Annotated in this window: 26 protein-coding genes and 1 tRNA gene; 13 read left to right on the forward strand and 14 right to left on the reverse strand. The window is 70.6% G+C overall.

Annotated features, from left to right (window positions below):
* The first annotated feature begins 28 nt into the window (after window positions 1-28).
* Window positions 29-1,021, forward strand: coding sequence for a 23S rRNA (guanosine(2251)-2'-O)-methyltransferase RlmB (gene rlmB, locus ASD56_RS12925; protein WP_055966385.1), 993 nt, complete (start codon window positions 29-31; stop codon window positions 1,019-1,021).
* 83 nt (window positions 1,022-1,104) lie between these two features.
* Window positions 1,105-1,746 carry an NAD(P)-dependent oxidoreductase gene (locus ASD56_RS12930; protein WP_055966387.1) on the forward strand — a complete coding sequence of 214 codons (642 nt, stop codon included), beginning with the start codon at window positions 1,105-1,107 and terminating at the stop codon, window positions 1,744-1,746.
* Between the two features lie 50 nt (window positions 1,747-1,796).
* Here the strand turns inward: ASD56_RS12930 and ASD56_RS12935 are convergent, their stop codons facing one another.
* A complete protein-coding gene (locus tag ASD56_RS12935; RefSeq protein WP_055967185.1) occupies window positions 1,797-3,101 on the reverse strand; it encodes a DUF4032 domain-containing protein in 1,305 nt (434 codons plus the stop codon).
* 68 nt (window positions 3,102-3,169) lie between these two features.
* Complete coding sequence (locus ASD56_RS12940; RefSeq protein WP_055966390.1) at window positions 3,170-4,273, reverse strand: ABC transporter ATP-binding protein; 1,104 nt, start codon at window positions 4,271-4,273, stop codon at window positions 3,170-3,172.
* 224 nt (window positions 4,274-4,497) lie between these two features.
* Between ASD56_RS12940 and ASD56_RS12945 the strand changes: the two genes are divergently transcribed.
* Both ASD56_RS12945 and ASD56_RS12950 read left to right on the forward strand, forming a co-directional pair.
* Window positions 4,498-5,445: a DsbA family protein gene (locus ASD56_RS12945; protein WP_055966393.1), complete on the forward strand. Its 948-nt coding sequence runs from the start codon at window positions 4,498-4,500 to the stop codon at window positions 5,443-5,445.
* 32 nt (window positions 5,446-5,477) lie between these two features.
* Window positions 5,478-5,553, forward strand: a tRNA-Thr gene (locus ASD56_RS12950).
* A gap of 1 nt (window position 5,554) precedes the next feature.
* On the opposite strand, the gene ASD56_RS12955 is transcribed toward ASD56_RS12950, so the two are convergent.
* Window positions 5,555-6,211: a hypothetical protein gene (locus ASD56_RS12955; protein WP_055966396.1), complete on the reverse strand. Its 657-nt coding sequence runs from the start codon at window positions 6,209-6,211 to the stop codon at window positions 5,555-5,557.
* Between the two features lie 60 nt (window positions 6,212-6,271).
* Between ASD56_RS12955 and ASD56_RS12960 the strand changes: the two genes are divergently transcribed.
* The gene (locus ASD56_RS12960; RefSeq protein ID WP_055966398.1) at window positions 6,272-7,210 is read left to right on the forward strand and encodes a DMT family transporter; all 939 of its coding nucleotides are present in this window, start codon (window positions 6,272-6,274) and stop codon (window positions 7,208-7,210) included.
* A gap of 6 nt (window positions 7,211-7,216) precedes the next feature.
* Here the strand turns inward: ASD56_RS12960 and ASD56_RS12965 are convergent, their stop codons facing one another.
* Window positions 7,217-7,834 carry a nitroreductase family protein gene (locus tag ASD56_RS12965; RefSeq protein WP_200947529.1) on the reverse strand — a complete coding sequence of 206 codons (618 nt, stop codon included), beginning with the start codon at window positions 7,832-7,834 and terminating at the stop codon, window positions 7,217-7,219.
* 29 nt (window positions 7,835-7,863) lie between these two features.
* Window positions 7,864-8,271, reverse strand: coding sequence for a peptide-methionine (R)-S-oxide reductase MsrB (gene msrB / locus ASD56_RS12970; protein WP_055966404.1), 408 nt, complete (start codon window positions 8,269-8,271; stop codon window positions 7,864-7,866).
* Between the two features lie 89 nt (window positions 8,272-8,360).
* Here msrB and ASD56_RS12975 point away from each other — a divergent pair, with 89 nt between their 5' ends.
* From ASD56_RS12975 to groL, 5 genes are all read left to right on the forward strand, one after another.
* Window positions 8,361-9,353 carry a DUF2332 domain-containing protein gene (locus ASD56_RS12975; RefSeq protein ID WP_235565704.1) on the forward strand — a complete coding sequence of 331 codons (993 nt, stop codon included), beginning with the start codon at window positions 8,361-8,363 and terminating at the stop codon, window positions 9,351-9,353.
* A 9-nt stretch (window positions 9,354-9,362) separates the two neighbouring features.
* Window positions 9,363-9,614 (forward strand): DUF3263 domain-containing protein, encoded by a 252-nt coding sequence (locus tag ASD56_RS12980; protein WP_055966406.1) that lies wholly within the window; start codon window positions 9,363-9,365, stop codon window positions 9,612-9,614.
* A gap of 47 nt (window positions 9,615-9,661) precedes the next feature.
* On the forward strand, window positions 9,662-10,231 hold the full coding sequence (locus tag ASD56_RS12985; protein WP_055966409.1) for a LytR C-terminal domain-containing protein: 570 nt from the start codon (window positions 9,662-9,664) through the stop codon (window positions 10,229-10,231).
* A 155-nt stretch (window positions 10,232-10,386) separates the two neighbouring features.
* The gene (locus ASD56_RS12990) at window positions 10,387-10,584 is read left to right on the forward strand and encodes a cold-shock protein (protein WP_055966412.1); all 198 of its coding nucleotides are present in this window, start codon (window positions 10,387-10,389) and stop codon (window positions 10,582-10,584) included.
* 168 nt (window positions 10,585-10,752) lie between these two features.
* A complete protein-coding gene (gene groL / locus ASD56_RS12995; protein WP_055966415.1) occupies window positions 10,753-12,372 on the forward strand; it encodes a chaperonin GroEL in 1,620 nt (539 codons plus the stop codon).
* Window positions 12,373-12,431: 59 nt separating this feature from the next.
* On the opposite strand, the gene ASD56_RS13000 is transcribed toward groL, so the two are convergent.
* The 4 genes from ASD56_RS13000 to ASD56_RS13015 all read right to left on the reverse strand — a co-directional run bounded on the left by ASD56_RS13000 (window position 12,432) and on the right by ASD56_RS13015 (window position 15,936).
* On the reverse strand, window positions 12,432-12,719 hold the full coding sequence (locus ASD56_RS13000) for a WXG100 family type VII secretion target (protein WP_055966417.1): 288 nt from the start codon (window positions 12,717-12,719) through the stop codon (window positions 12,432-12,434).
* A gap of 138 nt (window positions 12,720-12,857) precedes the next feature.
* Window positions 12,858-14,516, reverse strand: a complete 1,659-nt coding sequence (locus ASD56_RS13005) for an ATP-binding protein (protein ID WP_442922408.1) — start codon at window positions 14,514-14,516, stop codon at window positions 12,858-12,860.
* A 118-nt stretch (window positions 14,517-14,634) separates the two neighbouring features.
* A complete protein-coding gene (locus ASD56_RS13010) occupies window positions 14,635-15,327 on the reverse strand; it encodes a response regulator transcription factor (protein WP_055966422.1) in 693 nt (230 codons plus the stop codon).
* A gap of 60 nt (window positions 15,328-15,387) precedes the next feature.
* Complete coding sequence (locus ASD56_RS13015; RefSeq protein ID WP_055966425.1) at window positions 15,388-15,936, reverse strand: TetR/AcrR family transcriptional regulator; 549 nt, start codon at window positions 15,934-15,936, stop codon at window positions 15,388-15,390.
* Window positions 15,937-16,003: 67 nt separating this feature from the next.
* Here ASD56_RS13015 and ASD56_RS13020 point away from each other — a divergent pair, with 67 nt between their 5' ends.
* Entirely contained in the window at window positions 16,004-16,876 is an 873-nt protein-coding gene (locus ASD56_RS13020; RefSeq protein WP_055966428.1) for an alpha/beta fold hydrolase, read from the forward strand.
* Between the two features lie 9 nt (window positions 16,877-16,885).
* On the opposite strand, the gene ASD56_RS13025 is transcribed toward ASD56_RS13020, so the two are convergent.
* From ASD56_RS13025 to ASD56_RS13035, 3 genes are read right to left on the reverse strand one after another with little or no spacing between them, the layout of a single operon-like run.
* The gene (locus tag ASD56_RS13025) at window positions 16,886-18,544 is read right to left on the reverse strand and encodes a DNA repair helicase XPB (protein ID WP_055966430.1); all 1,659 of its coding nucleotides are present in this window, start codon (window positions 18,542-18,544) and stop codon (window positions 16,886-16,888) included.
* A gap of 60 nt (window positions 18,545-18,604) precedes the next feature.
* Window positions 18,605-20,323 carry a helicase-associated domain-containing protein gene (locus ASD56_RS13030; protein ID WP_055966433.1) on the reverse strand — a complete coding sequence of 573 codons (1,719 nt, stop codon included), beginning with the start codon at window positions 20,321-20,323 and terminating at the stop codon, window positions 18,605-18,607.
* Window positions 20,324-20,590 carry a hypothetical protein gene (locus ASD56_RS13035; protein WP_055966435.1) on the reverse strand — a complete coding sequence of 89 codons (267 nt, stop codon included), beginning with the start codon at window positions 20,588-20,590 and terminating at the stop codon, window positions 20,324-20,326.
* Window positions 20,591-20,726: 136 nt separating this feature from the next.
* Here ASD56_RS13035 and ASD56_RS13040 point away from each other — a divergent pair, with 136 nt between their 5' ends.
* Both ASD56_RS13040 and ASD56_RS13045 read left to right on the forward strand, forming a co-directional pair.
* On the forward strand, window positions 20,727-21,110 hold the full coding sequence (locus ASD56_RS13040; RefSeq protein WP_055966437.1) for a cold-shock protein: 384 nt from the start codon (window positions 20,727-20,729) through the stop codon (window positions 21,108-21,110).
* Window positions 21,103-21,915 (forward strand): DUF3027 domain-containing protein, encoded by an 813-nt coding sequence (locus ASD56_RS13045; protein WP_327043684.1) that lies wholly within the window; start codon window positions 21,103-21,105, stop codon window positions 21,913-21,915. The genes ASD56_RS13040 and ASD56_RS13045 overlap by 8 nt, the downstream gene beginning before the upstream one ends.
* Window positions 21,916-21,940: 25 nt before the next feature.
* On the opposite strand, the gene ASD56_RS13050 is transcribed toward ASD56_RS13045, so the two are convergent.
* Together ASD56_RS13050 and ASD56_RS13055 are read right to left on the reverse strand one after the other, a co-directional pair.
* Window positions 21,941-24,241 carry a glycoside hydrolase family 3 N-terminal domain-containing protein gene (locus ASD56_RS13050; RefSeq protein WP_055966441.1) on the reverse strand — a complete coding sequence of 767 codons (2,301 nt, stop codon included), beginning with the start codon at window positions 24,239-24,241 and terminating at the stop codon, window positions 21,941-21,943.
* The gene (locus ASD56_RS13055; RefSeq protein ID WP_082541468.1) at window positions 24,238-25,302 is read right to left on the reverse strand and encodes an ABC transporter permease; all 1,065 of its coding nucleotides are present in this window, start codon (window positions 25,300-25,302) and stop codon (window positions 24,238-24,240) included. Before ASD56_RS13055 ends, ASD56_RS13050 begins: the two co-directional genes overlap by 4 nt.

Consider the following 25,302-nt stretch of genomic DNA (forward strand, 5'->3'; position numbering starts at 1 on the left):
CGGAGCCCGGCCAGAAAGGATAGATCTCATGGCAAAGCCAGGACGCCCCGGCGCCGCAAAGGGCGGCAAGAAGCCCGTCAAGGGCACGGGCGGCAAGAACAAGCGCTCCCTCGAGGGTCGCGGACCGACCCCCAAGGCCGAAGACCGCGCGTGGCACCCCGCCGGCAAGCGCAAGGCCGCGGCCGAGCGGTACGCGGCAGCCGGCGGCAAGGGCCGCGCGCCGAGCTCGTCGGGCCAGCGCTCCACGAGCCGCGCGAAGAAGGACGACGACACCGAGACGGTCACCGGCCGCAACTCGGTGCTCGAGGCGCTCCGGGCGAAGATCCCCGCGACCGCGTTCTACATCGCCCAGCGCGTCGAGATGGATGACCGCGTCAAGGAGATGCTGTCGATCGCGACGCATCGCGAGATCCCCGTGATGGAGGTCACGCGCCCCGAGCTGGATCGCATGGCCGGGTTCGACGGCGTCCACCAGGGCGTCGCGCTCAAGGTGCCGCCGTACGAGTACGCGCACCCGCAGGATCTCCTCGAGCAGGTCATCGACCGCGGCCACACCCCGCTGTTCGTGGCCCTCGACGGCGTGACCGATCCCCGAAACCTCGGTGCCATCATCCGCTCGACCGCCGCCTTCGGCGGTCACGGCGTGATCCTGCCGCAGCGTCGCTCGGCGAGCGTGAACTCGGCGGCCTGGAAGACCAGCGCCGGCGCCGCCGCGCGCATCCCGGTCGCGATCGCCGCCAACCTCACCGCGATGCTCAAGGAGTTCAAGAAGCAGGGCGTCTTCGTCCTCGGTCTCGACGGCGGCGGCGACGTCTCGCTCCCGGCTCTCGAGCTCGCCGATCGCCCCGTGGTGATCGTGGTCGGCTCCGAGGGCAAGGGCCTCTCGCGCCTGGTGACCGAGACCTGCGACCAGGTCGTGTCGATCCCCATCTCGGCGGCGACCGAGTCGCTCAACGCGGGGATCGCGGCATCCGTCGCCCTGTACCAGGTCGCGACCGTGCGCGGACAGAAGACCAGCTGACGGATGCCGTCATCCGGCGTATTCGCGGGAATGAATGTCCGGCGGCCCGCCTTGGGCCTGAGGTAACCGTCGAAAGGGAGACCATGGCTCGTATCGCCGTCATCGGAGGAACCGGCTACGCCGGCAGCAACATCGTCGCCGAGGCGGTGGAGCGCGGTCACACCGTCGTCTCCGTCGCGCGGTCGATCCCCAGCGAGCGCATCGAGGGCGCGACCTACATCGAGGGCACGCTGCTGGACGTTCCGAGCCTGGCGGCCGAGCTCGAGGGCGTCGACGTCGTCGTGGCGGCCGTGCCGGCCCGCGGCGACATGGTCGGCCAGGTCCGCAACAACGTGGCCGAACTGGTCGCCGAACTGCCGGCCGACGTGCGCATCGGCGTCATCGGCGGGGCCGGCGGCAGCCTCATCGCCCCGGGCGGCGAGCGGCTCGTGGACCAGCCGTCCTTCACCGAGGAGTACAAGCCCGAGGCCTTCGAGGCCATCGGCATCCTCGAAGACCTTCAGGGCGGCCCCGCGTCGCGCGACTGGTTCTACGTGCACCCCGCCGGCGGCTTCGGCGGCTGGAACCCCGGTGAGCGCACCGGCGCGTACCGCGACGGCGGCGACGTGCTCGTCACCGACGAGGACGGCGAGTCCTACATCTCGGGCCGCGACCTCGCGGTGGCCGTCGTCGACGAGATCGAGACGCCGAAGCACTCGCGCGAGCGATTCACCGTCGGCTACTGACGACCTGCGAGGGCGCGCTCACCGGCTCGGCCGGGGGCGCGCCTTCGTCGTCAGACGAGATCGCGCCAGTCGATCTCGTCGTCCTCGTCGACTGCGGACATGCTGGCGGTGATGACGGGGATCGAGACGGTCTCCGTCGGCGGGCCCATGAGCGTCGCCTCGTCACGGCGGTGGCGCAGCACGTCGTCGATGTAGCTGCTGAGCACCTCGGCGAGCGGCACGGAGCGGCCGCGCGCCTGCGACATGTACCAGCGGTGCTCGAGCACCTGGTGGAACACCTCGGCCGGTTCGAGCTTCGAGCGAAGATCCCAGGGGATCGCCTTGACCACCGGCTCGAACACGCGGGTGAGCCACTCGTGGGCGACCATCTCCTCGTCGTCCCCGAGGCGCGAGATGCGCACGCGGAACTCGTCGAGGTCGTTCAGCAGCCGACGGGCCTGGTTCTCCTCGACGTCCAGCCCGGTCAGCCGGATGAGCCGCCGCTGATGGTGCCCGGCGTCGACCACCTTGGGCTGGATCGACACCCGCGTACCGTCGGCCGTGGTCTTGATCGCCATCTCGCCGATGTCGAAGCCCAGCTCGTTGAGGCGCTGGACGCGTTCGGTGAGGCGCCAGGCCTCGTCGGCGCGGAAGGACTCCTTGTCGGTGAGGGCGGCCCACAGGGCGTGGTACGACGAGACGATGCCGTCCGCGATCGCGACGGCGTCGACGCCGCCCTCGAGGCGTCCGCCGGCTTCGAGGTCCATGATCTCGCCGGCGATGTTGGTCCGTGCCACGTCGAGATCGTGGGCGCGCTGGCCGGGCGTGAGTCCGGTCTCGTGCAGCTCGCCGGTCTCGGCGTCGACGAGGTAGGCCGCGAAGGCTCCGGCATCCCGTCGGAAAAGCGTGTTCGACAGAGACACGTCGCCCCAGAAGAAGCCGACGTTGTGCAGGCGCACCAGCAGTGCCGCGAGGGCATCGACCAGGCGCGTGGCCGTGTCGGGACGCAGCACCTGGGTGAACAGCGCCCGGTAGGGGAGGGAGAACTTCAGGTGCGCGGTGACCAGCGCCGCCGGCAGCGGGTCGCCCGCGGCATCCGTCCGCCCCGCGATCACCGCGATGCGCTGCACGCACGGAACGTCGAGCCGGTCGAGGTTGCCGAGCATGTCGTACTCGCGCCGGGCCATCGCCTCGGTCGTCTCCTTGATCGCCACCACGCGACCCGAGAGGTTCGCGAAGCGCACCAGGTGACGCGAGATGCCCTTGGGCAGATAGACGATGTTGCTGGTCGGCCAGTCCGCGAGGGTGGTCGACCAGGGCAGCGTGAGCAGCCCGGGATCGACACTGCTCGCGGTGATGCTCAACGCGTCCGGCACGGTCACTCCCTGGGGAAAGCGCAACGGCGCGGCGGGAATCCTCCCACCGCGCCGTTGCGACGTAGCTGCTAGGCCGAGACGACCGGCTTGTCGTTGAGGCGCAGGCCCGACTCGACGTCGAACGCATGGACGTGACCCGCGGTCGCCGCGAGGGTGACCGTCTCGCCCGCGTGCGGGTGGTTGCGGCCGTCGACGCGCGCGACCAGGTCGGTGCGCTTGCCGGCGATGTCGGTGTGGCCGTACAGGTAGCCGTCGGCGCCGAGCTCCTCGACGAGGTCGACGACGACCGAGAGGCCCTTGCCGTCGGCGGGGCCGACGACGATGTCCTCGGGGCGGACGCCCACCGTGACCTGGCTGCCGTGGGCACGGCCGACCGTGTCGCGGTCGAGCGGGACGACCTCGGTGCCGAACTGAACGCCGCCCTCGGCGAGGTCCGCCGGGAAGAGGTTCATCGCGGGCGAGCCGATGAAGCCGGCGACGAACACGTTGTTCGGCTTCTCGTACAGGTCGCGCGGGCTGCCGACCTGCTGGAGCAGGCCGTCCTTGAGCACGGCGATGCGGTCACCCATGGTGAGCGCCTCGGTCTGGTCGTGCGTGACGTAGACCGTGGTGACGCCGAGGCGGCGCTGCAGCGACGCGATCTGGGTGCGGGTCTGGACGCGGAGCTTGGCGTCGAGGTTCGACAGCGGCTCGTCCATGAGGAACACCTGGGGCTGACGCACGATGGCGCGGCCCATGGCGACGCGCTGACGCTGACCGCCCGAGAGCGCCTTCGGCTTGCGGGTCAGGTACTCCTCGAGGTCGAGGAGCTTTGCTGCCTCGAGGACGCGAGCGGCGCGCTCGTCCTTGTTGACGCCGGCGATCTTCAGGGCGAAGCCCATGTTCTCGGCGACGGTCATGTGCGGGTACAGCGCGTAGTTCTGGAACACCATCGCGATGTCGCGGTCCTTCGGCGGGACGTCGGTGACGTCGCGGTCGCCGATGAGGATGCGGCCCGAGTTGACCTCTTCGAGGCCGGCGAGCATACGCAGCGACGTGGACTTGCCACAGCCGGAGGGGCCGACGAGGACGAGGAACTCGCCGTCGGCGACTTCGAGGTCGAGCTTGTCCACCGCGGGGCGCGTGCCCCCGGGGTACAAGCGAGTTGCCTGGTCAAACGTGACTGACGCCATGTTCTCTTCTCCTTCACCGGCAGGTACGTGCCGGACGATCCGTAGTGATGGAATGAGCGGGGGCTCCCCGCATACCCGCCTTCGGGCACAAGGACCAGTATGACACGGCGCGCGTGGAGGCTCCGTCTGGGCATTTCCCAGGGTCCCTGGCTAGCATCGTCAACGGCCGCTTCCCCCGGAGGGCCATGCCCCCGCCGGCCCAGCATTCCTTCCCGAGAGGTCCCATGTCCAGCGACGAGTCACCGAATGGCGCTGCCGCCAGCGAGCGGCGCGACGCCGTGCGCGAGAAGGCCCAGCAGGTTCAGGCTCGGCAGTCGCGGTCCCGGCTGATCCGCGGCATCACCCTCGCGAGCATGCTCGTGGCGGTCGTGGTCGTCACCGGCCTCGTCGTCACCTGGGCGGTCTCCTCTGCGGCATCGCGCCCCACCCTCAGCCCCGCCAACGTCACGGACGACGGCTTCGCCGTCACCGGCGTGGCCGGCGTCGGGCTGGCCGCCGACTCTGTCGCCCAGGGCGACATGACGGCCACCGCGACCCCCACGCCCGCCGCCGAGGCGGAGCCGACGCCGACGGCGACTCCCACGGAGCAGCCCGTCGTCGACATCCGCGTCTACGTCGACTACCTCTCCACGGGATCGCGCGAGTTCCAGATCGCCAACGTGCAGCAGCTGTCGAAGTGGGTCAGCGAGGACGCCGCGACGCTGACGTACTACCCGGTCGCGATGCTGACCTCGAAGTCCAACGGCACGAAGTACTCCCTGCGCGCGGCGGGAGCCGCGGCCTGCGTGGCGACCCACTCGCCGGACTACTTCTTCGCGTTCAACAACACGCTCCTCAGCAAGCAGCCGGCTGTCGACTCCGACGGGTACTCCGACACCGAGCTCGCGGATCTCGCGATCGCCTCGGGCGCCGAGGGAGCGAAGGTCGTCCGCACCTGCATCGAGGAGCAGTCGTTCGCCTCCTGGGCCAAGACGGCGACCGAGCGCGCGCTGAACGGGCTTCCCGACACCGACGGCGTCGCCCTCACCGGCACCCCGATGGTCCTCGTCAACGGCACGCCCTACGTCGGCGCGCTCGACGACCCCAAGGAGTTCGCGCAGTTCGTGCTGACGATCGCGAGCGACGCCTACTACGAGGCGACGCCGTCGCCCACGCCGACCCCGACGCCGTAATGGTCCGCACGCGCCGGTAGACTTGTCAGCCTGCCGGCTTGGCGCAATTGGTAGCGCACCTAACTTGTAATTAGGGGGTTGCGGGTTCAAGTCCCGCAGTCGGCTCCACTCACTCCGCGGGTTCGAAGGTCAGATCCATCGTCGTCGCGCCGGAGCGGTAGTAGGTGAGCGTCCCGGTGACCTGGGCGCCGCCGTCCGACGGTCCGACGACGACCGTGAAGGTGTCGCCTTCGCCCGTGCGGTTGAACTCGGCGAGCCGGTCGTCCAGGCCCTCGAGCTCCGACGCGTCCCACCCGAACGAGGCGGCGTGACTGCGCATCTGCGCCACGGCCGCCGGCCAGAGCGACGCGCCGTCGGGGAAGAGCGTGACGGAGTCCAGCTGCCCGTCCGCCGACACGGCGGTCAGCGCGGCGATGTCGTCGACGACGTAGACGTCCTCACCGCCGGCGATGACCACCCGCACCGGGCGCCGGAACTCCGCCGACTTCTCGCCGTCCTCGGGGAGGCCGAGCTCGCTCGCGGTCAGTCCGCCCTCTCCGAGCCGGACGCGCGCGACGCCCTCGACGTTGGCGTAGTCGAACCCGGCGTCGGTGAGCATGGTGGACCCGTCCGAGGCCTTCTGGTCGGTCGATGCCGCGGGATTCTCCTCGGTCCACCACGACTCCTGGATGGCGAAGGAGGCGAAGACCACGCCGCCGATGATCAGCACCAGCAGAGCGGCGGGGAGCCACGACAGCAGGCGTCGGGCTCGAGCGGAGACGGGCACGCTCCAGGGTAACCGCGCTCGGCGGCGACGAGAGGCCCGCCCTCAGGGCAGGATGAAGCGGTGACTCCTCGCACCCCTCCCGTCTGGCTCGCCGTCGGGGGCGCCGTGACCGTCGGAGTGCTGACCGCCGTGCAGGCGCGGATCAACGGCCAGCTCGGCGTGCGTCTCGAGGACGGTCTCGTCGCGGCCGCCATCTCGTTCGGCTCGGGGCTCGTCCTGCTCATCGTGCTGAGCGTCGCGCTGCGCGAGGGCAGACTCGGCTTCGCCGCGCTGCGGGACGGCGTGCGCTCCCGAGCCATCCCCGTCTGGATGCTGGCGGGCGGCGCCGCCGGCGCGCTCACCGTCGCCACGCAGGGTCTCGCGGTCGGACTGATCGGCGTCTCGCTCTTCACCGTCGGCGTCGTGGCGGGCCAGACGGTCAGCGGGCTGGCACTGGACCGCATCGGCTACAGTCCGGCCGGACCGGTCGCGGTCACCGTGCCGCGCCTGATCGGCGGAGCGCTCGCGCTGGCCGCGGTCGGGATCGCACTGGTGGGCGACGGGCTGGCCGATGTGCCGATCTGGATGCTGGTGCTGCCGCTGGCCGCCGGAATCGGCATCGCCTGGCAGCAGGCCACGAACGGCCGGCTCCGCCAGCGCGTCGGGACGGCGCTGACGGCCACCCTGGTCAACTTCGTCGGCGGGACGTTGCTGCTGGTCGTGGCCGCCGTCATCCACGTCGCCGTCACCGGGGCTCCGGCGGCGTTCCCGGCGGAGCCGTGGCTGTACGCGGGCGGCGCGATCGGCGTCGTCTACATCTTCCTGTCGGCAGTGCTCGTCTCGTACACCGGCGTCCTGCTGCTGGGCCTGGGCGCGGTCGTGGGCCAGCTCATCACGTCGGTCCTGCTCGACCTCGTCTGGCCGGCTCCGGCCGGTCCTGCGCTGTTCCAGCAGCTGGCGATGGTCGCCGTCGCCCTCGTGTCGGTCCTCATCGCGACCTGGCCGCGGCGCGCCCGCTGAGACTGCTCAGTCGCCCTGCGGCTTCGCGCCGGACTTCGAACTCTTGGACTTCTTGGATTTCGACTTCGACTTCGAATCCGACTTCGGTGTCTTCTCCTGCGGCGCCTGGCGCGGCATCCGTGAGACGTGCTTGCGTGCCTCGACGCCCTTGCGCCGGCCCAGGCGGGAGCGCGGCGGCTTGCCTCCGACGTACAGCCAGCCCAGGAGCTCCTCGTTCTTCTCGAGACCGTGGGCCTTGGCGACGGCCTTGGACCGCGTGTAGCTGCCGGTGCGCCAGATGACGCCCCAGCCGGCCTCGTCGAGGAGCAGGCTGAGGACGTGCGCGACGCCGGAGGCGACGGCTTCCTGCTCCCACCGCGGCACTTTGTCGCTCTTGCGGTAGCTGGCGACGACGGCGATGAGCAGCGGCGCGCGCAGCGGCTTGGTCGACGGGCTCTTGTCGTCCTCGGCCTTCGCGATGGCCTGGCCCAGTCGCACGCGATCGTCGCCGCGCAGCTCGATGAGCCGCCACGGCCGCATCGACGAGTGATCGGCGACGCGACCGGCGGCCGAGACGAAGGTCAGCAGCTCGGCGTGCGTGGGCGCCTCGTCGGTGACCTTCGACCACGAACGGCGCGCGCGCACCGCCTCGAGGGCGGGGCCCGCCGGCGTGGTCACGCCTGCTCTTCGGGCGTGAAGTTCAGCGAGAGCGAGTTCATGCAGTAGCGGTCACCCGTGGGCGTGCCGAAGCCGTCCGGGAAGACGTGGCCCAGGTGCGAGCCGCAGTTCGCGCAGCGCACCTCGGTGCGCTCCATCCCGAACGTGCGGTCCTCGATGAGCTCCACGGCCTCGGGCCTGATGGACTCGTAGAAGCTCGGCCATCCGCAGTGCGAGTCGAACTTCGTGCCGCTCTTGAACAGCTCGGCGTGGCAGGCCGCGCAGGTGTACAGGCCGGCGCGGCTCTCGTCGAGCAGCTCGCCCGTCCAGGCGCGCTCCGTGCCCGCCTCGCGCAGCACTGCGTACTGCTCGGGGGTGAGCTCGTCGCGCCACTGGGCATCGCTCTTGTCAACGGCGTAGGTCATGGCTCCTCCAGCTGTCGTGTATCCCATTCAACCCCAGTCGGCCCGGTGGCGTTCCCACGAGGCTGGACGTTGACCGGGAGAATGGCGGAGTGATTCCGGATGCCGCTGCCGCCGTCGTCGAGCGCTACGGCCGGTTCGCCCGCGACGAGGCGCCCGGCCGGTCCGCGCTGTACGCGGAGTGGGCGGCCGGGGTCGCCCTCGACCGCGAGGTCGCGCAGATCCTGGCGCGCATTCCGGCAGAGCGCCGGCAGCCGCCGCTCGTCTTCGCCGTGACACGGCTGCTCGGTGCCCCCGAGGCGCCGTTCCCGGAGTGGTCGCGGTGGCTCGTCAGCCACGCCGACGACGTCGTCGCCGAGGCATCCCGGCGCAGCCTCCAGACCAACGAGCCGCAGCGCTGCGCCGCCCTGCTGCCCGCGCTCAGCACGGTGGACGGGCCGATCGCGCTGCTCGAGCTCGGCGCGAGCGCCGGGCTGTGCCTGTACCCCGACCGGTACTCGTACCGGTTCGCCGGCGGTCCCGACCTCGATCCGGCCGATGGTCCGTCCCGCGTGATCCTGGAGTGCGCCGTCTCCGGTGAACCGCCGCTGCGGCTGCCCGACGTGCGCTGGCGTGCCGGCCTCGACCTCGCTCCGCTGGATGCCGCGGACGCCGACGACCGCAGATTCCTGACGACTCTGGTGTGGCCGGGGGAGGAGGGCAGGGCGGCGCGCGTCGAGGCGGCGCTGGACGTCGTGGCGGCCGACCCGCCGCTGCTCATCGCCGGCGACGCGTCGGACCCGGACGTGCTGCGCGCCGCCGCCGGCCTCGCCCCTGCCGGGGTGACGCTCGTCGTCACGACACCCGGCGTCCTGCCGCACATCCCGAGGGCGGCGCGCGAGCGGCTGCTGGCGACGCTTCAGGCTCTCGCCGCGGTGTGGATCACGATCGACCCGCCCGGCCTGCATCAGGGGTGGCGAACGCCCGTCGACGCGGACGCCTGGGGCGGCTTCGTGCTCGGGAAGGACGGCGTTCCCCTCGCCGCTGTGGACCCGCTCGGCGCGTCCGTGGAGTGGCGCGCCGGCCCCGCCGGGACAGCGGGTTAGCGTGGGATCGTGCCCCTGGACGACCGCGATCTCGCCATCCTCGCCTTCGAGGCGGAGTGGCGCCGTCACGCCGGTGCGAAGGAGGAGGCCATCCGGTCCGAGCTCGGGCTGTCGCCGGCGCGCTACTACCAGCTGCTCGGCCGGCTGATCGACACCGCCGAGGCGCAGGCGCATGACCCCATGCTGGTCAAGCGGCTGCGCCGGCTCCGCGACGCCCGCACAGCCGCCCGCGTGAGCCGCGCCGCCGTCGAGACGCGGTGACGGCCGGTCGGCGCAACCTCGCAGCCGGCGGCCGGTAGCATCGTCGGGTGCCGAAAACGACCTTTCCCCGGGATCGCTTCGACGACCTCCCGGACGTGGACCGAGTAGGCGCGCACCGGGCCGAGAACCCGCGCATGCGCGGCTGGGTCGTGCTGCTGTGGGCGGCGCTCGCGACGGTCGTGCTCATCGCCGTCGGCATCTTCGGCACCCTGATGGTCTCCGGTCGCATCGAGCTCTTCCCGACGCCGGTGCCGACAGCCGAGCCGACGCCTGAGGTGACGCCGGTGATCGACCAGACCTATGCGGTCCAGATCCTCAACGCGACTCCCGAGCAGGGCCTCGCGACGCAGCTCAAGGATCAGGTCGTCGCGGCGGGCTGGACACCCGAGTCGGTGCTGGCCGGCGGAGCGGGCTCGCAGGATTTCCCCGAGACGACGGTCTTCTACCTCAACCCGGAGGACGAGGCGGCTGCTGCCGGCCTCGCCCAGGTGATCGGCGGTGCTCAGATCGAGCAGAGCAACGTCTACCAGCCCGTCGATCCCGCGGTGAAGCAGCTGACGATCGTGATCGGCCTCGACCGCACGGCGGCAGGCGCGACCCCGTCGCCCACTCCCTGAACCCTCGCGGGGGCTCTTTCGACCTCCGCGCGAGACGAGTGTTTCAGGCCGGTAAACAGTTGTATTCCGCCGTGTCAACAAGTCGCCGAACCGGCCTCTGAGGCCCCGAGGCCCTGCCTACGATGAGCCTGTCGCACCAGCAACAGGAGATTTCGATGACTCAGGGCACCGTCAAGTGGTTCAACGCCGAGAAGGGCTTCGGCTTCATCACCGCCGAAGGACAGGACGTCTTCGTCCACTACTCGAACATCGACATGACGGGCTTCCGCGTGCTCGAAGAGGGGCAGGCGGTCGAGTTCACCGTCGGCACCGGCCAGAAGGGCCCGCAGGCCGAATCGGTGCGGCCCGTCTGAGGCTGCACGAGCGGGAATGAGAGACGGGATGCCGCGGCATCCCGTTTCTGCGTATTGCGTGCCTCGCCTCGGCGGCTTGCACTCCCTAGGGGTGAGTGCCAGAATGAATTAGCACTCCGGTTCGTTGAGTGCTAATCCATACGCCCCGTCCTGGGAGGACGAAAACACATGGCAAAGATCATCGCTTTCGATGAGGAGGCCCGTCGTGGCCTCGAGCGCGGCCTGAACATCCTGGCCGACGCCGTCAAGGTGACGCTTGGCCCCCGCGGTCGCAACGTCGTGCTCGAGAAGAAGTGGGGCGCCCCCACGATCACGAACGACGGCGTCTCCATCGCCAAGGAGATCGAACTCGACGACCCGTACGAGAAGATCGGCGCGGAGCTCGTCAAGGAGGTCGCCAAGAAGACCGACGACGTCGCCGGTGACGGCACCACGACCGCTACGGTCCTGGCTCAGGCGCTCGTCCGCGAAGGCCTGCGCAACGTCGCGGCCGGCGCCGACCCCATCTCGCTCAAGAAGGGCATCGAGAAGGCCGTCGCGGCCATCACGACCCAGCTGCTCGCCGACGCCAAGGAGGTCGAGACCAAGGAGGAGATCGCCGCCACCGCGTCCATCTCCGCCGGCGACGCCGAGATCGGCGCGCTGATCGCCGAGGCGATCGACAAGGTCGGCAAGGAAGGCGTCGTCACCGTCGAGGAGTCGCAGACCTTCGGCACCGAGCTCGAGCTCACCGAGGGCATGCGCTTCGACAAGGGTTACATCAACCCCTACTTCGTCACGGACCCGGAGCGCCAGGAGGCGGTCTTCGAGGACCCGTACATCCTCATCGCGAACCAGAAGATCTCGAACATCAAGGACCTTCTGCCCATCGTCGACAAGGTGATCCAGGACGGCAAGGAGCTCCTGATCATCGCTGAGGACGTCGAGGGCGAGGCTCTGGCCACGCTCGTGCTCAACAAGATCCGCGGCATCTTCAAGTCGGTCGCCGTCAAGGCCCCCGGCTTCGGCGACCGTCGCAAGGCGCAGCTGCAGGACATCGCGATCCTCACCGGCGGCCAGGTCATCACCGAGGAGGTCGGACTCAAGCTCGAGAACGCCACCCTCGACCTGCTCGGCCGTGCACGCAAGGTCATCATCACCAAGGATGAGACCACGATCATCGAGGGTGCCGGCGACGCCGCGCAGCTCGAGGGTCGCGTGACCCAGATCCGTCGCGAGATCGAGAACACCGACAGCGACTACGACCGCGAGAAGCTCCAGGAGCGCCTCGCCAAGCTCGCGGGCGGCGTCGCCGTCATCAAGGCGGGCGCGGCCACCGAGGTCGAGCTCAAGGAGCGCAAGCACCGCATCGAGGACGCCGTTCGCAACGCGAAGGCCGCCGTCGAAGAGGGCATCGTCGCCGGTGGTGGCGTCGCGCTCATCCAGGCCGGCAAGAAGGTCTTCGCGACCCTCGAGCTGACCGGTGACGAGGCGACCGGCGCGAACATCGTGCGCGTCGCCATCGAGGCTCCGCTGAAGCAGATCGCCCTCAACGCGGGCCTCGAGCCCGGTGTGGTCGCGAACAAGGTCGCCGAGCTCCCCGCGGGCCAGGGCCTCAACGCCGCCACGGGCGAGTACGTCGACATGCTGGCCGCCGGCATCAACGACCCGGTGAAGGTCACCCGCTCCGCGCTGCAGAACGCCGCGTCGATCGCCGGGCTGTTCCTCACCACCGAGGCCGTCGTCGCCGAGAAGCCCGAGCGCGTTCCGGCTCCGGCCGGCGACCCCTCGGGTGGCATGGACTTCTAAGTCCGATCCGCACGAAGGGCCCCTCCGCACGGAGGGGCCCTTCGTCGTTTCCGGCGGGGTCAGCGGAACAGGTTCGCCGTCGCCATCTCGGTCTCCGCGTACTGCCGGCCCGCTGCCGCCAGCGCGGTGTTGATGCCGGCGAGCGACTCCTCGACCTGTCGCTGCGTGGCCCGCCACTGATCGGTCACGCTCTGGAAGGCGACGGCGGCCGATCCCGTCCAGGTGCCCTGCAGCTGGACGAGCTGCGACATCATCGAGCTGGACTCGGCCTGGAGCCGCTCGATCGTGCCCCGCACCGCCGCGGTGGTGGCGAGGACGGCGTCGCTGTCGACGGAGAAGACGGCCATGATGCTCCCTTCGTCGGGACGACCGTGTGCCGCCCCCGTACGGCCTCCACGCTAGGAGCGCAGTGTCTCCCGTCGGCCTATGCGCCCCGGGAACGTGGACGGCCGGCCGGCCGCCCGGGCTGGGGAGGAGGTGGGGGGTCAGTCCGCTGAGCGCGAAGGCTCCGCGATGGGCTCGGTCCGCACCTTGAGCTGCTCGGGGCGCCGGCCGGGTTCGGCCAGCGGCAGCGAGACGCGGAACGTGGCGCCGCCGCCCGGGGTGTCGGCCACGCCGACCGTTCCGTGCAGCGCCTCCACGATCGAGGCGACGATCGAGAGCCCGAGCCCCGATCCGCCGGTCTCGCGGGTCCGCGAGGTGTCGGCACGCCAGAAGCGCTGGAAGATCTTGTCCTTGATCTGATCAGGCACGCCCTCGCCGTGGTCCGCGACCTCGATCCAGCCCATTTTCGCGACCGGGTCGATTCCGACGCGCAGCTCGATGGGGGAATCGTCCGAGGTGAAGCGCCGCGCGTTGCCGAGCAGGTTCGTCACGACCTGGCGGACGCGGTTCTCATCGCCCAGGACGATCGGATGCTGCGCCCCGGCGATCTCCGGTGCGGCTTCGGGTGTCGGCGTCATCGGCGGGAGTTCGCGGGCTCCCGTGGCGTTGACCGCGGGGACGGGCTTGGGCCGCCGCCGCAAGAGCGACAGCGTCGCCCCGGCACGGGTGAGCGCGGTGGGCGGACGAGGTGCGTCCGCGGGACCTTCGGGCCGGGGCTCGCTGACCGGCGGCACCTCCGGAGCGGCTGTCGTGTCGATCACGGTGACCGGGCGCATCGGGGACGCCGCGCGCACGTCGAGCGCGGCATCCCGGGCGATCGGCCGGAGGTCGACGGGCGTGAGCACCACGTCCCGTCGCTCATCCAAGCGGGCCAGGGCGAGCAGGTCCTCGACGAGGACGCCCATCCGGATGGCCTCCTTCTCGATGCGATCCATGGACTGGCTGACGTCCTCGTCGCCGCGGATGGCTCCCATCCGGTAGAGCTCGGCGTAGCCGCGCACCGTGACGAGGGGAGTGCGCAGCTCGTGGCTGGCATCGCCGATGAATCGTCGCATCTGTCGCACGGTCGCGTCGCGCTGCGACAGCGCGGCGTCGACGCGGTCGAGCATCGCGTTGATGGCGGTCTTGAGGCGTCCCAYCTCGGTCGTCGTCGGCTCGATGTCGGTCATGCGCTGGCTGAAGTCACCCGCGGCGATCGCGTCGGCGGTGGACTCCACCTGACCGAGACTCCGGAACGTCAGCGTCACCAGCCAGCGCGTCGCGATCGCGCCGGCGATGAGGATGAGGACGGCGATCACGCTGTAGATCGCGAGGTAGTTCGCGATCGTGCGGTTCACCGACGAGAGCGGCATCGCGATGAGCTGCGTGTAGAAGAAGCCCCCGCTCTCGACCTCCTGGACCGCGACCGTCGCGCGGAAGTCCTCGGATCCGTCGGCGGACGACAAGGTCTCGGGCTGCAGCTCGTTGGTCTGCGCGAGCTCGAGAGGATACGTCTCGGGTACGTCCGGCTCCGCTCCGCCTCCGCGACCGCCGGTGACGGCGAGCAGCGAGCCATCGGGTCCGTAGACGGCGACGAAGAACTCCGTCGGCGGCGCGTCGTCGGCGGCCTCTGCCGCCAGTTTCCCGTCACGGACCGTGAAATTGACGACCTGGACTCCGACGTCGGTCCTCGCGAGGGCGTCGATCTGCGAGTCGACGTTGGTGATCAGCGTGGTGCGCAGGAAGACGGCGGTGCCGATGCCGGCGGCGAACAGGCCGATCGCGAGGAGCGCGACGGTGACCCCGGTGACCTTCGCGCGCAGGCTGGTGCCGCGCCACGACCGGGTGATCGCGTCCGTCTTGTGCGCCAGGGCGGCTCCTCGATTCGTGCCCGCAGACTTACGCGGGCTTGCCCGCCTTCAGCATGTAGCCGAAGCCGCGCTTGGTCTGGATGAGCGGCTCCGACGAGTGCGGGTCGATCTTGCGTCGCAGGTACGAGATGTAGCTCTCGACGATCCCGGCGTCGCCGTTGAAGTCGTACTCCCACACGTGGTCGAGGATCTGCGCCTTCGACAGCACGCGGTTGGGGTTGAGCATCAGGTAGCGCAGCAGCTTGAACTCGGTCGGGCTGAGATCGATGCTGGCTTCGCCGACGAGGACGTCGTGGGTGTCCTGGTCCATGGTCAGCTCGCCGGCGCGGATCATGGACTCTTCGTCGGCCTGCATCGTGCGGCGAAGGATCGCCTGGATGCGGGCGACGATCTCGTCGAGACTGAACGGCTTCGTCACGTAGTCGTCGCCGCCGGCGTTGAGGCCGGTGATCTTGTCTTCCGTCTCGTCCTTGGCGGTGAGGAAGAGGATCGGCGCCGTGTAGCCGGCGCCGCGCAGACGCTTGGTGACGCTGAACCCGTTCATGTCGGGAAGCATCACGTCGAGGATGATCAGATCGGGTTCCTCTTCGAGGACCGCCGAGATCGTCTGGGCGCCGTTGGACACCGCCTTCACCTGGAACCCCGCGAAGCGGAGGCTCGTGATGAGCAGGTCGCGGATGTTCGGCTCGTCGTCCACGACGAGGATGCGAGGTGCTGTCATGCCCTCATTATGGCGATGGTTGCGATGACCTGTCTGGATATCCGCCGGAACGGTCGCATGTCATTCCAGGCAGCCGCGCACCGCGACGGCCACGCTGGGCCGCACGGGGGCATCGGGATCCACGCTCAGCCGGTGCAGGATGATGCCGTCGCCGAACGCCATGAAGGCGCGGTTGGCGACTTCCGGATGCCGCGCCCCGAGTCCAGTCAGCAGGCTCAGGGACCATGCGGCCATGCCTTCGCGCTGGGCGTGCATCGGCGCGAACAGGTCCGGATCCGACGCTGCCTCGAGGAACAGCGTGTAGCGCGCACGGGTGCGCACGGCGTACGGGCCGGTCAGCAGCTCGATGACATCGGTGAAGAGGTCGATGAATCCGTCGAGATCGTCGAAGGACTGCGAGGCCAGCGCGCCCATGTCGCGCGTCTCCTGCTCGGCGATGTGCGTCGCGACGCCGGACAGCAGCGCAGCGCGCGTGCGGAAGTGGTTCGAGGTCGACCCGCGGGGGAGGCCCGCCTGCAGGTCGACGCGCGCATGGGTGAGCGACCGGATGCCCTGCGTGCCGACGAGATCCACCGCTGCCTCGAGGGCACGCTCGCGAGTGGTCGTCATCCCGTCACCCTAACAGTGGTACTACGTTCGTAGTGACAAACTACTACGAACGTAGTACCGTCGATCCATGACCGAGACAACGGGCATCCGATCGCGAACGGTCACCGCGAACGGACTGCGCATGAACGTGGCCGAGGCGGGCGCCGGGGCGCCTGTTCTGCTGCTCCACGGGTTTCCGCAGAGCTCGCGCGAGTGGTCGCCCCTGATGGAGGCGCTCGCGGATCGGGCGCACCTCATCGCGCCGGACCTCCGAGGTGCGGGAAAGACGGACGCGCCGCCATCGGGCTACGACTCGGCGAACGTCTCGCGCGACATCGTCGCCCTCCTGGACGCGCTGCAGCTGGTCCGGGTCGATCTGGTCGCCCACGACTGGAGCGCTCTCGTCGGGTTCGACCTGTGCCTGCGGCATCCGGATCGCATCCGCCGCTATGTCGCGATCGCGGTGCCGGCGCCGTACCTGCGCATGAATCGCACCCTCGCCATCGGCCTGGTCAAGGCGATGCCGCACCTCTGGTTCCAGTGGGTGATCGCGACGCCCGGGCTCGGGCCGATGCTGCTCTCGCGCGGACGTCAGCGGCTCGCGCACTGGCTGCTGCGCGGCTTCGAGACGAGGCCGATGGACGACGCGGATGTCGACGCGTACGTCGCCGCATTGCGTGAGCCGGCGCGGGCACAGGCGGCGTCGAAGCTGTACCGCGGCCTGATCCTCCCCGGTTTCGTGAACGTCATCAGGGGGAAGTACTTCGGCCGGGTGCTGCACACGCCGACGCTCGTCCTGTTCGGAGCGGAGGATGCTCTGCTGCCGCAGGACTCGCTTCACGTCAGCGCTGAGGATGCGCCGAACACGACCGTCGAGTTCGTCCCGGGCGGCGCGCACTTCCTCGTCGACGACAACCCGGACGAGGTGGCGCGGCGCGTCGCCGGCTTCCTTTTCGACTGAGTCCCTGGATCAGGCCGCGATGCCGTCCGCGTCGAGGATCGTGTACGCGTAGCCCTGCTCGGCCAGGAACCGCTGACGGTTCTGCGCGAAGTCCTGGTCGACGGTGTCGCGCGCGATGAGCGTGTAGAAGCTGGCGGTGTTGCCCGACTCCTTGGGCCGCAGCAGGCGTCCCAGGCGCTGCGCCTCCTCCTGGCGCGATCCGAACGATCCCGAGACCTGGATCGCGACGGATGCCTCGGGCAGATCGATCGAGAAGTTCGCGACCTTCGACACCACCAACAGCGAGATCTCACCGACGCGGAACGCCTGATAGAGCTCCTCGCGCTCGTCGACCGGAGTCGCACCGGTGATCTTCGGGGCGTTCAGCGCCTCGGCGAGCACGTCGATCTGGTCGAGGTACTGGCCGATGACGAGGATGCGCTCGGCCTTGTGGCGCTCGACGAGCCGGCGGACGACACCGATCTTGGCCGGAGCGGTGGCGGCGAGGCGGTAGCGCTCGTCGTCGGCGGCCGCGGCGTACTCGAGGCGATCGCCCGCCGGAAGGTCGACGCGCACCTCGTAGCAGACGGCGGGGGAGATGAAGCCCTGCGCCTCGATCTCCTTCCACGGGGCGTCGAAGCGCTTGGGGCCGATGAGGCTGAAGACGTCGCCCTCACGGCCGTCCTCCCGCACGAGTGTCGCGGTGAGGCCGAGACGGCGGCGGGCCTGAAGATCGGCGGTGAGCTTGAACACCGGGGCCGGCAGCAGGTGCACCTCGTCGTACACGATGAGGCCCCAGTCCAGCGCGTCGAGCAGCGCGAGGTGGGCGTACTCGCCCTTCCGCTTGGCCGTGAGGATCTGGTACGTCGCGATGGTGACCGGCTTGATCTCCTTCGACTGCCCGGAGTACTCGCCGATCTCCTCGGGGGTGAGCGAGGTGCGCTTGAGCAGCTCGTCGCGCCACTGCCGCGCGCTCACCGTGTTCGTCACCAGGATGAGGGTCGTGGTCTTGGTGTCGGCCATCGCCGCCGCCCCGACGAGCGTCTTGCCGGCGCCACAAGGCAGCACCACGACGCCCGAGCCGCCCTCGCTGAAGATGTCGACGGCCTGACGCTGGTACGGGCGCAGCTTCCAGCCGTTCTCCGCCAGATCGATCGGATGCGGCGTTCCCGGCGTGTACCCGGCGAGGTCCTCGGCCGGCCAGCCGATCTTGAGGAGCTCCTGCTTGATGTGGCCGCGGGCCCAGGCATCCACCATGAATGTGTCGGGGGAGGGGCGCCCGATGAGCAGGGGCTGGATGCGCTTGTTCCGTGACACCTCGGCCAGGACCGCGGCATCCGTCGATCGCAGCACCAGCTCGCCGCCCGAGCCGTCCTCGGCGACCGGGATGCGCTCGATCACGAGCCGGCCGTAGCGGCCCACCGTCTCGCTGATGTCGATCGACACCGACGGGGGAACGGGGAAGCGCGACCACCGCTCGAGCGTCGCCAGCATGTCGGAGGCGTCGTGCCCGGCCGCGCGGGCGTTCCACAGTCCGAGCCGCGTGATGCGGTAGGTGTGGATGTGCTCGGGAGCGCGCTCCAGCTCGGCGAAGATCGCCAACTCGTGCCGCGCGCTCTCCGCGTCGGGGTGGGCGACTTCGAGCAGTACTGTGCGATCGCTCTGGACGATCAGGGGGCCGTCAGCCATAACGTGCCAGTCTACCGGGGCCGCGGCCCGCGTCGGTCCGGCGCGCGCCCCGAAGGTCGATCAGAGCGGGCGAACGCTGACGATGCTGGAGACCGGCAGCGTGCGCTCGATGTCGGCGGCCCGGTCCCGGCCGCGGAGCCTGCCCCCGCCGAGGCCGGACGCCTCGAGGGTCAGGGTGCGCTCGCTGCCGTCGGGCATGCGCACGACGACCACGATCTCGGAGCGCGCCCGCACGGCCTGCTCGAGCTCGCGCCCGAGCCAGCCCTCTTCACCCTCGGTGCCGTGCCCGCCGCGCAGGGCGCCCAGCAGCCGTGCATACGTGACGGCGGGTGAGGGGACCTCGGTCTCGGCGGCCTCGGTGCTCCGTCGCCGCACCGACTCGGGAGCGCCGGTGTCGTCCAGGGCGATGACCGGGTAGCGGGCGTCGGCGAGCGTCCAGTACACGGCGTCGCGCGCCACCCGCGAGACCAGGCCGTCGCCGTCAGCGAGCAGGCCGAGCGGCCGGAGTGCCTGGTCGACGGCGATCGTCTCGCGCAGGCCGGGGTCGGAGCTCTCGACGCGGGTGCGCCCGGATGCGTGGTCGGCGCGCACGCGCACCAGACCGTGGCGCGCGGCCGTGCTGTCGATCAGATACTCGAGCGGCTGCGGCATCCCCGTCAGCGACAGCCCGGCGAGGAAGGAGCGGATCGACTCGGCCGTCTCGCCCTCGGTCATGCCCGCGCCGAGCGAGGCCGGCGTGAAGCGGTACGTCGAGGCCTGCGCGCGGGCCTCGCGGACGGCGATGCGACGCAGCCGCAGGTCCAGCGCCGGTGCGAGCGGGCCGGGGGAGATCGCAGTGAGGTCGGCCTGCAGGTACACGCGATCGATCTCGGCCGGCAGGTAGGCCTCGAGCGCAGATGTGTCGGCGCGGTCGCCTTCTCGCAGCGATGCGGTCCACGCGAACTCCGTGCCGTCCTCGCCGAGCAGCCCCCACGTCTCGCCGATGCGACGCAGCCGCGCCGCGCGGGCGGGCCACTCCGGGTCCAGCGGGTACGCGGCGGGCCACGACGCGGGATCGACGAGTCCGCCGCCCTCCACCTGCAGCCCTGCGGGAAGCGAGGTGCGGAAGCCCTCCGCGACGACCGCCCACCGCTCGGCGGTCGGCGCCTCGAGCCAGCGCTCGCCGGCGGGGGTCACGACCCATTGCCGGTCCTGCGGTGCGGCCAGGCCCGCGGCCTCGGCTGCTGCCAGCAGGTCCTCGACGTCGTCCGCGGGGCCGAGTGCGCCGGCGTCGATCAGGCGCTTGCGCTCGGCAGCGCTCACCGTCCCCGAGCCGGTGCGGGCGAACGGCGCGTGCGCGCACGCGAACAGCACGTCGGCGAGCGAGCCCGCCGTGGTGAAGGCGCGCTCGGCGGCCGCCGCCGCGGACTGGGCTGCGGCGGCCGGCACCGGCACGGACAGCGCCAGTCCCGGCTCGAACGCGGCCGGACGGGTCGACGACAGGTGCGCGATGCGCTCGCGCACGGCCGCGTACGGCCGTCCCGAGGCGTCCACCAGCGCGAGCCGCACGACGGAGTCGTCGGTGATCGCGGCATCCCGCGCCAGCTCGGCCAGTGCCGTCCGGGGGAGCTTCACCAGGGCACGGTCGATGGATGCCGGATCCAGCAGCGCCTCGGCGGCATCGAAGAAGTCGTGCCAGGCGGCGCTCGCCGGGATGCCGCGGCCTGCGAGCGTCGCAGCGAGGCCGTCGTCGTCGCGCGCGGCCAGCCAGGTCGCGAGTGCGCGCTCGTCGGAGACCACTCAGCCCGCTCGGTTGGCCCGAGCCCTCCGCACGAAGCTCATGATCAGGACCGCGAGGATCATGCCGAAGGCGATGATCGGAGCGATGTAGACCAGGACGCCCACGAACGGCCAGATCCCGCTCGCCATGTCCGCGCCGGACGCCGAGGCGATCATGATGGCGAAGAAGCTGACGATGGACAGCACCAGCAGCCCCAGCGACATGAACGCCAGGATGCGATCGATCCGTCGGACCGGAACGTCCTCGCCAGGTGTGTTCGTGCTCATCCGCCTCAGCCTACCGGCTGGGGTGCCGCTCGCGGACTGCGCGTCGCCCGGTTGCCGTAGGCTGGGAAAGGGATCGGTCGATCCCTGTTTCCGTCATGCCCGCCGCATCACCGGCGCCGTACCCAGCGAGGTCTCCATGCCCACCGGCAAGGTCAGGTTCTACGACGAGGAGAAGGGCTTCGGCTTCATCCTCACCGATGACGGCCAGGACGTCTTCCTGCACGCTTCTGCCCTGCCCGCGGGCACAGATGCCCCCAAGGCCGGCACACGCCTCGAGTTCGGCGTCGCCGACGGAAAGCGCGGTCTGCAGGCGCTCTCTGTGCGCGTGCTCGAAGCGCCGGTGAGCCTCGCCAAGCGCTCGCGCAAGCCGGCCGACGACATGGCGATCATCCTCGAGGACCTCGTGAAGCTGCTCGACACCGTGGGCGGCGACCTGCGTCGCGGCCGGTACCCCAGCGGAGCGCACGCGAAGAAGGTCGCCGCGGTGCTGCGCAAGGTCGCCGATGAACTCGATGCCTGAGCAGGACGACGCTTCCGTCGCGGATGCGCCTGACGCAGTCGAGCCCGAGGCTGGAGAGCCCGACGCTGGAGAGCCCGACGCTGTCGAGCCCGAGCCTGTAGAGCCCGAGCAGACGGCTGACGCGGATGCCGCAGCCGGCGAGGCTGCGGAGCCCGAGGTGGCCGAGTCCGAGGCCGCGGAGCCCGAGGTCGAGCTCGAGCCGTTCGTCGACCCCGACCCCGCGCTGCTCGAGTCGCACGACCTGGCACTGGCGGCGCTGCGGGAGATCACCCCGGCCGCCACGGTCGGCGACGCCGCGGAGTACCGCATCGAACGCGGTGGCGTGGTGTCGCTGCGCTTCCACAACAAGCTTCCCGGCTACCCGGGCTGGTACTGGACCGTCAGCCTGGCGCGCGTCGGGGGCTCCGAGCCCACGGTGCTCGAGGTCGAGCTCCTTCCCGGAGACGGCGCGCTCCTCGCTCCCGACTGGGTGCCGTGGGCCGTGCGGCTCTCGGACTACCAGGCGGCCCAGGTCGCGCTCGCCGCAACGCGCGACGCGTCGGAAGGCGACGAGGACGACGAGGACGACGAGGATCTCGACGACGTCGACGACCTCGACGCATCGGACTTCGACAACGACGGCTCGCCGATCCTGCACGCGGGCGACGTCGACGGCGTCGACATCGATGAGCTGGACGAAGACGCCGACGACTCGGACGACGAAGACGACGATTCCGATGAGGACGACTCGGACGAGGACGACTCCGACGAGGACGACTCCGACGAGGACGACTCCGACGACGAGGACGACGACGCGGAGCAGTGACTCGCCGCGCCGCCGCCCTCGCGGTTCATGGGGTGAGCGCGGCTTCCGCCACCCGCTCGACCGTGCGCTCGGAACGTCCGGCGTCCACGGTGAAGCGCGCGCTCAGCAGCGCATCGTCGCGTGAGGACGGGCCGACCAGCAGCTCGAACTCCCCGGCCTCGACGACGCGTCGGCCCTCGGCATCCACGATCGTGCAGTCGGCGACCGCGATCGCCAGCTGAACCGTCGCCGTGGCACCCGGCGCGATGTCCACGACGGTGAAGCCCTTGAGCTCCTTGTCGGCCCAGCTGACCGACGTCACGCTGTCCCGGATGTACGCCTGAACCACCTCGCGCGCGGGCCGCGAGCCCACGTTGGCGACGGTCACGGTCGCGCGCACGGTGTCGCCGTCGCCCAGCACCGGATCCTCGATGCGCAGGTCGGAGTACTCGACGCGCGTGTACGACAGACCCTCGCCGAACACGTGGGCGGGGCTCTGCGTGAGATCGGCGTACCGCGACCCGTGCTGCCCGCGCACCTGGTTGTAGTAGGTCGGCTGCTGGCCGACGTGGCGTGCGAACGAGATCGGCAGCCGGCCGGACGGCTCGATGAGCCCGAGCAGCAGTTCGGCGACCGCGCGACCGCCCTCCATACCCGGGCTTGCCGCCCAGACCAGGGCCGCGGCATCCGTCACCGCCTGCGGGAGCACGAGGGGCTTGGAGGCGAGCAGCACCACGATGAGGGGCGTGCCGGTCGCCGCGAGCGCCTCGAGCAGCGCCTGCTGGCCGCCGAGCAGCTCCAGGGTCGCCGTCGATCGGCCCTCGCCCACGAGCTCGATCCGGTCGCCCACGACCGCGACGACGTAGTCGGCGGCTTCTGCTGCCGAGACGGCCTCCGCGATGAGCGCGGCGTCCGGGGTGACGGGCACGACGATCTGGGGCCGGGGCTGTCCGTCCGGGAAGAAGGCTCCGTCCGGGTCCGCTTCAAGAGCCAGGATCTCGGCGCCGCGCGCGTGCGTCACCTCCCAGTTCGACGGGGCGTGTGCGCGCAGGCCGTCGAGCACCGTCGTGATGAGCTCGCGCGGCTGGCCGTCGGGGAGCCAGTCGACCTGGCCGGACGACCCGGCCCAGTCGCCGAGCTGCGTCTGCGCGTCATCGGCGAGCGGGCCGACCACCGCGATGCGGCGGGGCGTCCCGTCGACCCCGAGGGGGAGGGTGCCGTCGTTCTGGAGCAGCACGAGCGAGCGGCGCGCGGTCTCGAGGTTGAGCGCGACGTGCTCGGTCCGGCCGATCACCGTCTCGATGCGCTCAGTGTCGGGGAGGCGCGGGTTCTCGAACAGCCCGAACTCGAACTTCAGTCGCAGGATGCGCGACACCGCGCGGTCCAGGTCGCCCTCGGCCATGAGGCCCCGCTCGATCGCGAGAAGCGCGCCGTGGAAGAAGCCCGGCGTGGTCATGACCATGTCGTTGCCGGCCTTGACCGCGGCGGCGGCGGCGTGCGCGTAGTCGGGCTGCACCTTCTGCTCCCACACCATGCGGCCGACGTTGTCCCAGTCGGTGATGAGGGTGCCCGTGTACCCCCATTCGCCGCGCAGGACGTCGTTGAGCAGCCAGTCGTTGACGGTGATCGGAACGCCGTCGGTGGTCTGGTAGCCGAGCATGAACGTCCGGCATCCCTCGCGGGCGACCCGCTCGAACGGCGGGAGGAACCACGACCGGAGCTTCCGCCGCGAGATGTCGGCCTCGCTCGCGTCACGGCCTCCCTGCGTCTCGGAGTAGCCGGCGAAGTGCTTGGCGGTCGCGAGGATGGCGTCCGGGTCGTGGAGCCCCCCGCCCTGGTATCCGCGCACCATCGCCGAGGCGAGCTCGCCGATCAGGTACGGGTCCTCGCCGAACGTTTCGTCGATGCGGCCCCAGCGCAGGTCGCGTGCGATGCACAGGACGGGGGAGAAGGTCCAGTGGATGCCGGTGGCGGACACCTCGGCCGCGCTCGCGCGGGCGACCTGCTCGACCAGCTCGGGATCCCAGGTCGCCGCCATGCCGAGCTGCGTCGGGAAGACGGTGCCGCCCTCCCAGAACGCGTGCCCGTGGATGCAGTCCTCGCCGACGAGGAGCGGGATGCGCAGGCGCGTCTGGAGCGTGAGCTCCCGCGCGCGCAGGACGCGCGCCGGCGACGCGTGCAGGATCGATCCGGCGTGCATCCGCACGATCTGGTCGTCGAGGTCCTCACGGGCGTCGAGCTGCAGCATCTGCCCGACCTTCTCCTCGAGGGTCATGCGACCGAGCAGGTCGGCGATCCGCTCCTCGACCGGAAGCGCCGGGTCGAGGTAGGGGGCGTCGTAGGTCACTGATTCTCCTGTCGGGAGGTCTCGGGCGCGGTGCGGACGGCCGTGACGGTGTCGTTGATGTTCATGCCCTTCTTCTTGAGGGCGCGCGCTCGCTCGCCCGCGGAGCGCAGGCGGGGGTTGACGTACTCGTCGATGCCGAAGTTGATCAGCGAGAGGGCGACGCCGATCGCGGCGATGCACAGTCCCGGAGGCACGAACCACCACCACTGGCCCTGGCGGAACGCGCCCTGCGCGCTCGCCCAGTTGAGGATCGTGCCCCAGTTGTACGTCGTGACCGGGATGATGCCGATGTACGACAGGGTCGTGAGACCGATGATGGCGGCCGTGACCGTGCCCACGAAGCTCGCGGCGATGAGCGCCATGAGGTTCGGAAGCATCTCGATGCCGATGATGCGGCGCAGCGGCTCGCCGTTGGCGCGGGCGGCGAGGACGAAGTCCCGGCTGCGCAGCGACATGGTCTGCGCGCGCAGCACCCGTGCGCCCCAGGCCCAGCCGATGAGGCCCAGGACCCCGGCGACGAGGATGAGCGGCGGATCCTCGAACATCGAGGCCACGATGATGATCAGCGGGATGCCGGGGATGACGAGGAACACGTTCGTGAGCGCCGACAGGCCCTCGCTGCGCCACCCGCGCAGGTAGCCCGACATCACCCCGACCACGATGGCGAGGAGCGTGGCGATGATCGCGGCGAGGAAGCCCACCACGATGACTCCGCGGGTGCCGTGGATGACCTGGCTCAGCACGTCTTCGCCGATGTGGGTCGTGCCCAGCCAGTGCGCCGCCGACGGCGGCTGGAAGCGCGCCGTGTTGTCGACCTTCGTCGGCGAGTACGGGGCGAGCACGTCGGCGAAGATCGCGACGAGCACGAAGAAGCCGAGGATCGACAGGCCGGCGACCGACTTCCGGTTCCGGAACATCGCGAATGCCGAGCCGAGCTTCGACCAGAAGCCCGGACGCCGGGGCGCGGCAGTGGTCTCGGCGAGGGCCGGGGTGCGCACCGTGGCGGTGGCGGGCGTGTGCGCCGGGCGCTGCGCCGCGGTGTCGTTGACGATGGTGTCCAT

This window comes from Microbacterium sp. Root166 (genome assembly GCF_001427145.1).
Classification (GTDB): Bacteria; Actinomycetota; Actinomycetes; order Actinomycetales; family Microbacteriaceae; genus Microbacterium.

Bases quoted from the DNA above. Each gene is read 5' to 3' on its own strand.
- ASD56_RS13010 (WP_055966422.1), bottom strand. From the start codon at position 15,327: ATGACAGCACCTCGCATCCTCGTCGTGGACGACGAGCCGAACATCCGC.
- ASD56_RS12940 (WP_055966390.1), bottom strand. From the start codon at position 4,273: ATGGCGTCAGTCACGTTTGACCAGGCAACTCGCTTGTACCCCGGGGGC.
- ASD56_RS13055 (WP_082541468.1), bottom strand. From the start codon at position 25,302: ATGGACACCATCGTCAACGACACCGCGGCGCAGCGCCCGGCGCACACG.
- ASD56_RS12945 (WP_055966393.1), top strand. From the start codon at position 4,498: ATGTCCAGCGACGAGTCACCGAATGGCGCTGCCGCCAGCGAGCGGCGC.
- ASD56_RS13015 (WP_055966425.1), bottom strand. From the start codon at position 15,936: ATGACGACCACTCGCGAGCGTGCCCTCGAGGCAGCGGTGGATCTCGTC.
- ASD56_RS12930 (WP_055966387.1), top strand. From the start codon at position 1,105: ATGGCTCGTATCGCCGTCATCGGAGGAACCGGCTACGCCGGCAGCAAC.
- ASD56_RS13045 (WP_327043684.1), top strand. From the start codon at position 21,103: ATGCCTGAGCAGGACGACGCTTCCGTCGCGGATGCGCCTGACGCAGTC.
- msrB (WP_055966404.1), bottom strand. From the start codon at position 8,271: ATGACCTACGCCGTTGACAAGAGCGATGCCCAGTGGCGCGACGAGCTC.
- groL (WP_055966415.1), top strand. From the start codon at position 10,753: ATGGCAAAGATCATCGCTTTCGATGAGGAGGCCCGTCGTGGCCTCGAG.
- ASD56_RS13000 (WP_055966417.1), bottom strand. From the start codon at position 12,719: ATGGCCGTCTTCTCCGTCGACAGCGACGCCGTCCTCGCCACCACCGCG.
- rlmB (WP_055966385.1), top strand. From the start codon at position 29: ATGGCAAAGCCAGGACGCCCCGGCGCCGCAAAGGGCGGCAAGAAGCCC.
- ASD56_RS12990 (WP_055966412.1), top strand. From the start codon at position 10,387: ATGACTCAGGGCACCGTCAAGTGGTTCAACGCCGAGAAGGGCTTCGGC.
- ASD56_RS13025 (WP_055966430.1), bottom strand. From the start codon at position 18,544: ATGGCTGACGGCCCCCTGATCGTCCAGAGCGATCGCACAGTACTGCTC.
- ASD56_RS13020 (WP_055966428.1), top strand. From the start codon at position 16,004: ATGACCGAGACAACGGGCATCCGATCGCGAACGGTCACCGCGAACGGA.
- ASD56_RS13040 (WP_055966437.1), top strand. From the start codon at position 20,727: ATGCCCACCGGCAAGGTCAGGTTCTACGACGAGGAGAAGGGCTTCGGC.
- ASD56_RS13035 (WP_055966435.1), bottom strand. From the start codon at position 20,590: ATGAGCACGAACACACCTGGCGAGGACGTTCCGGTCCGACGGATCGAT.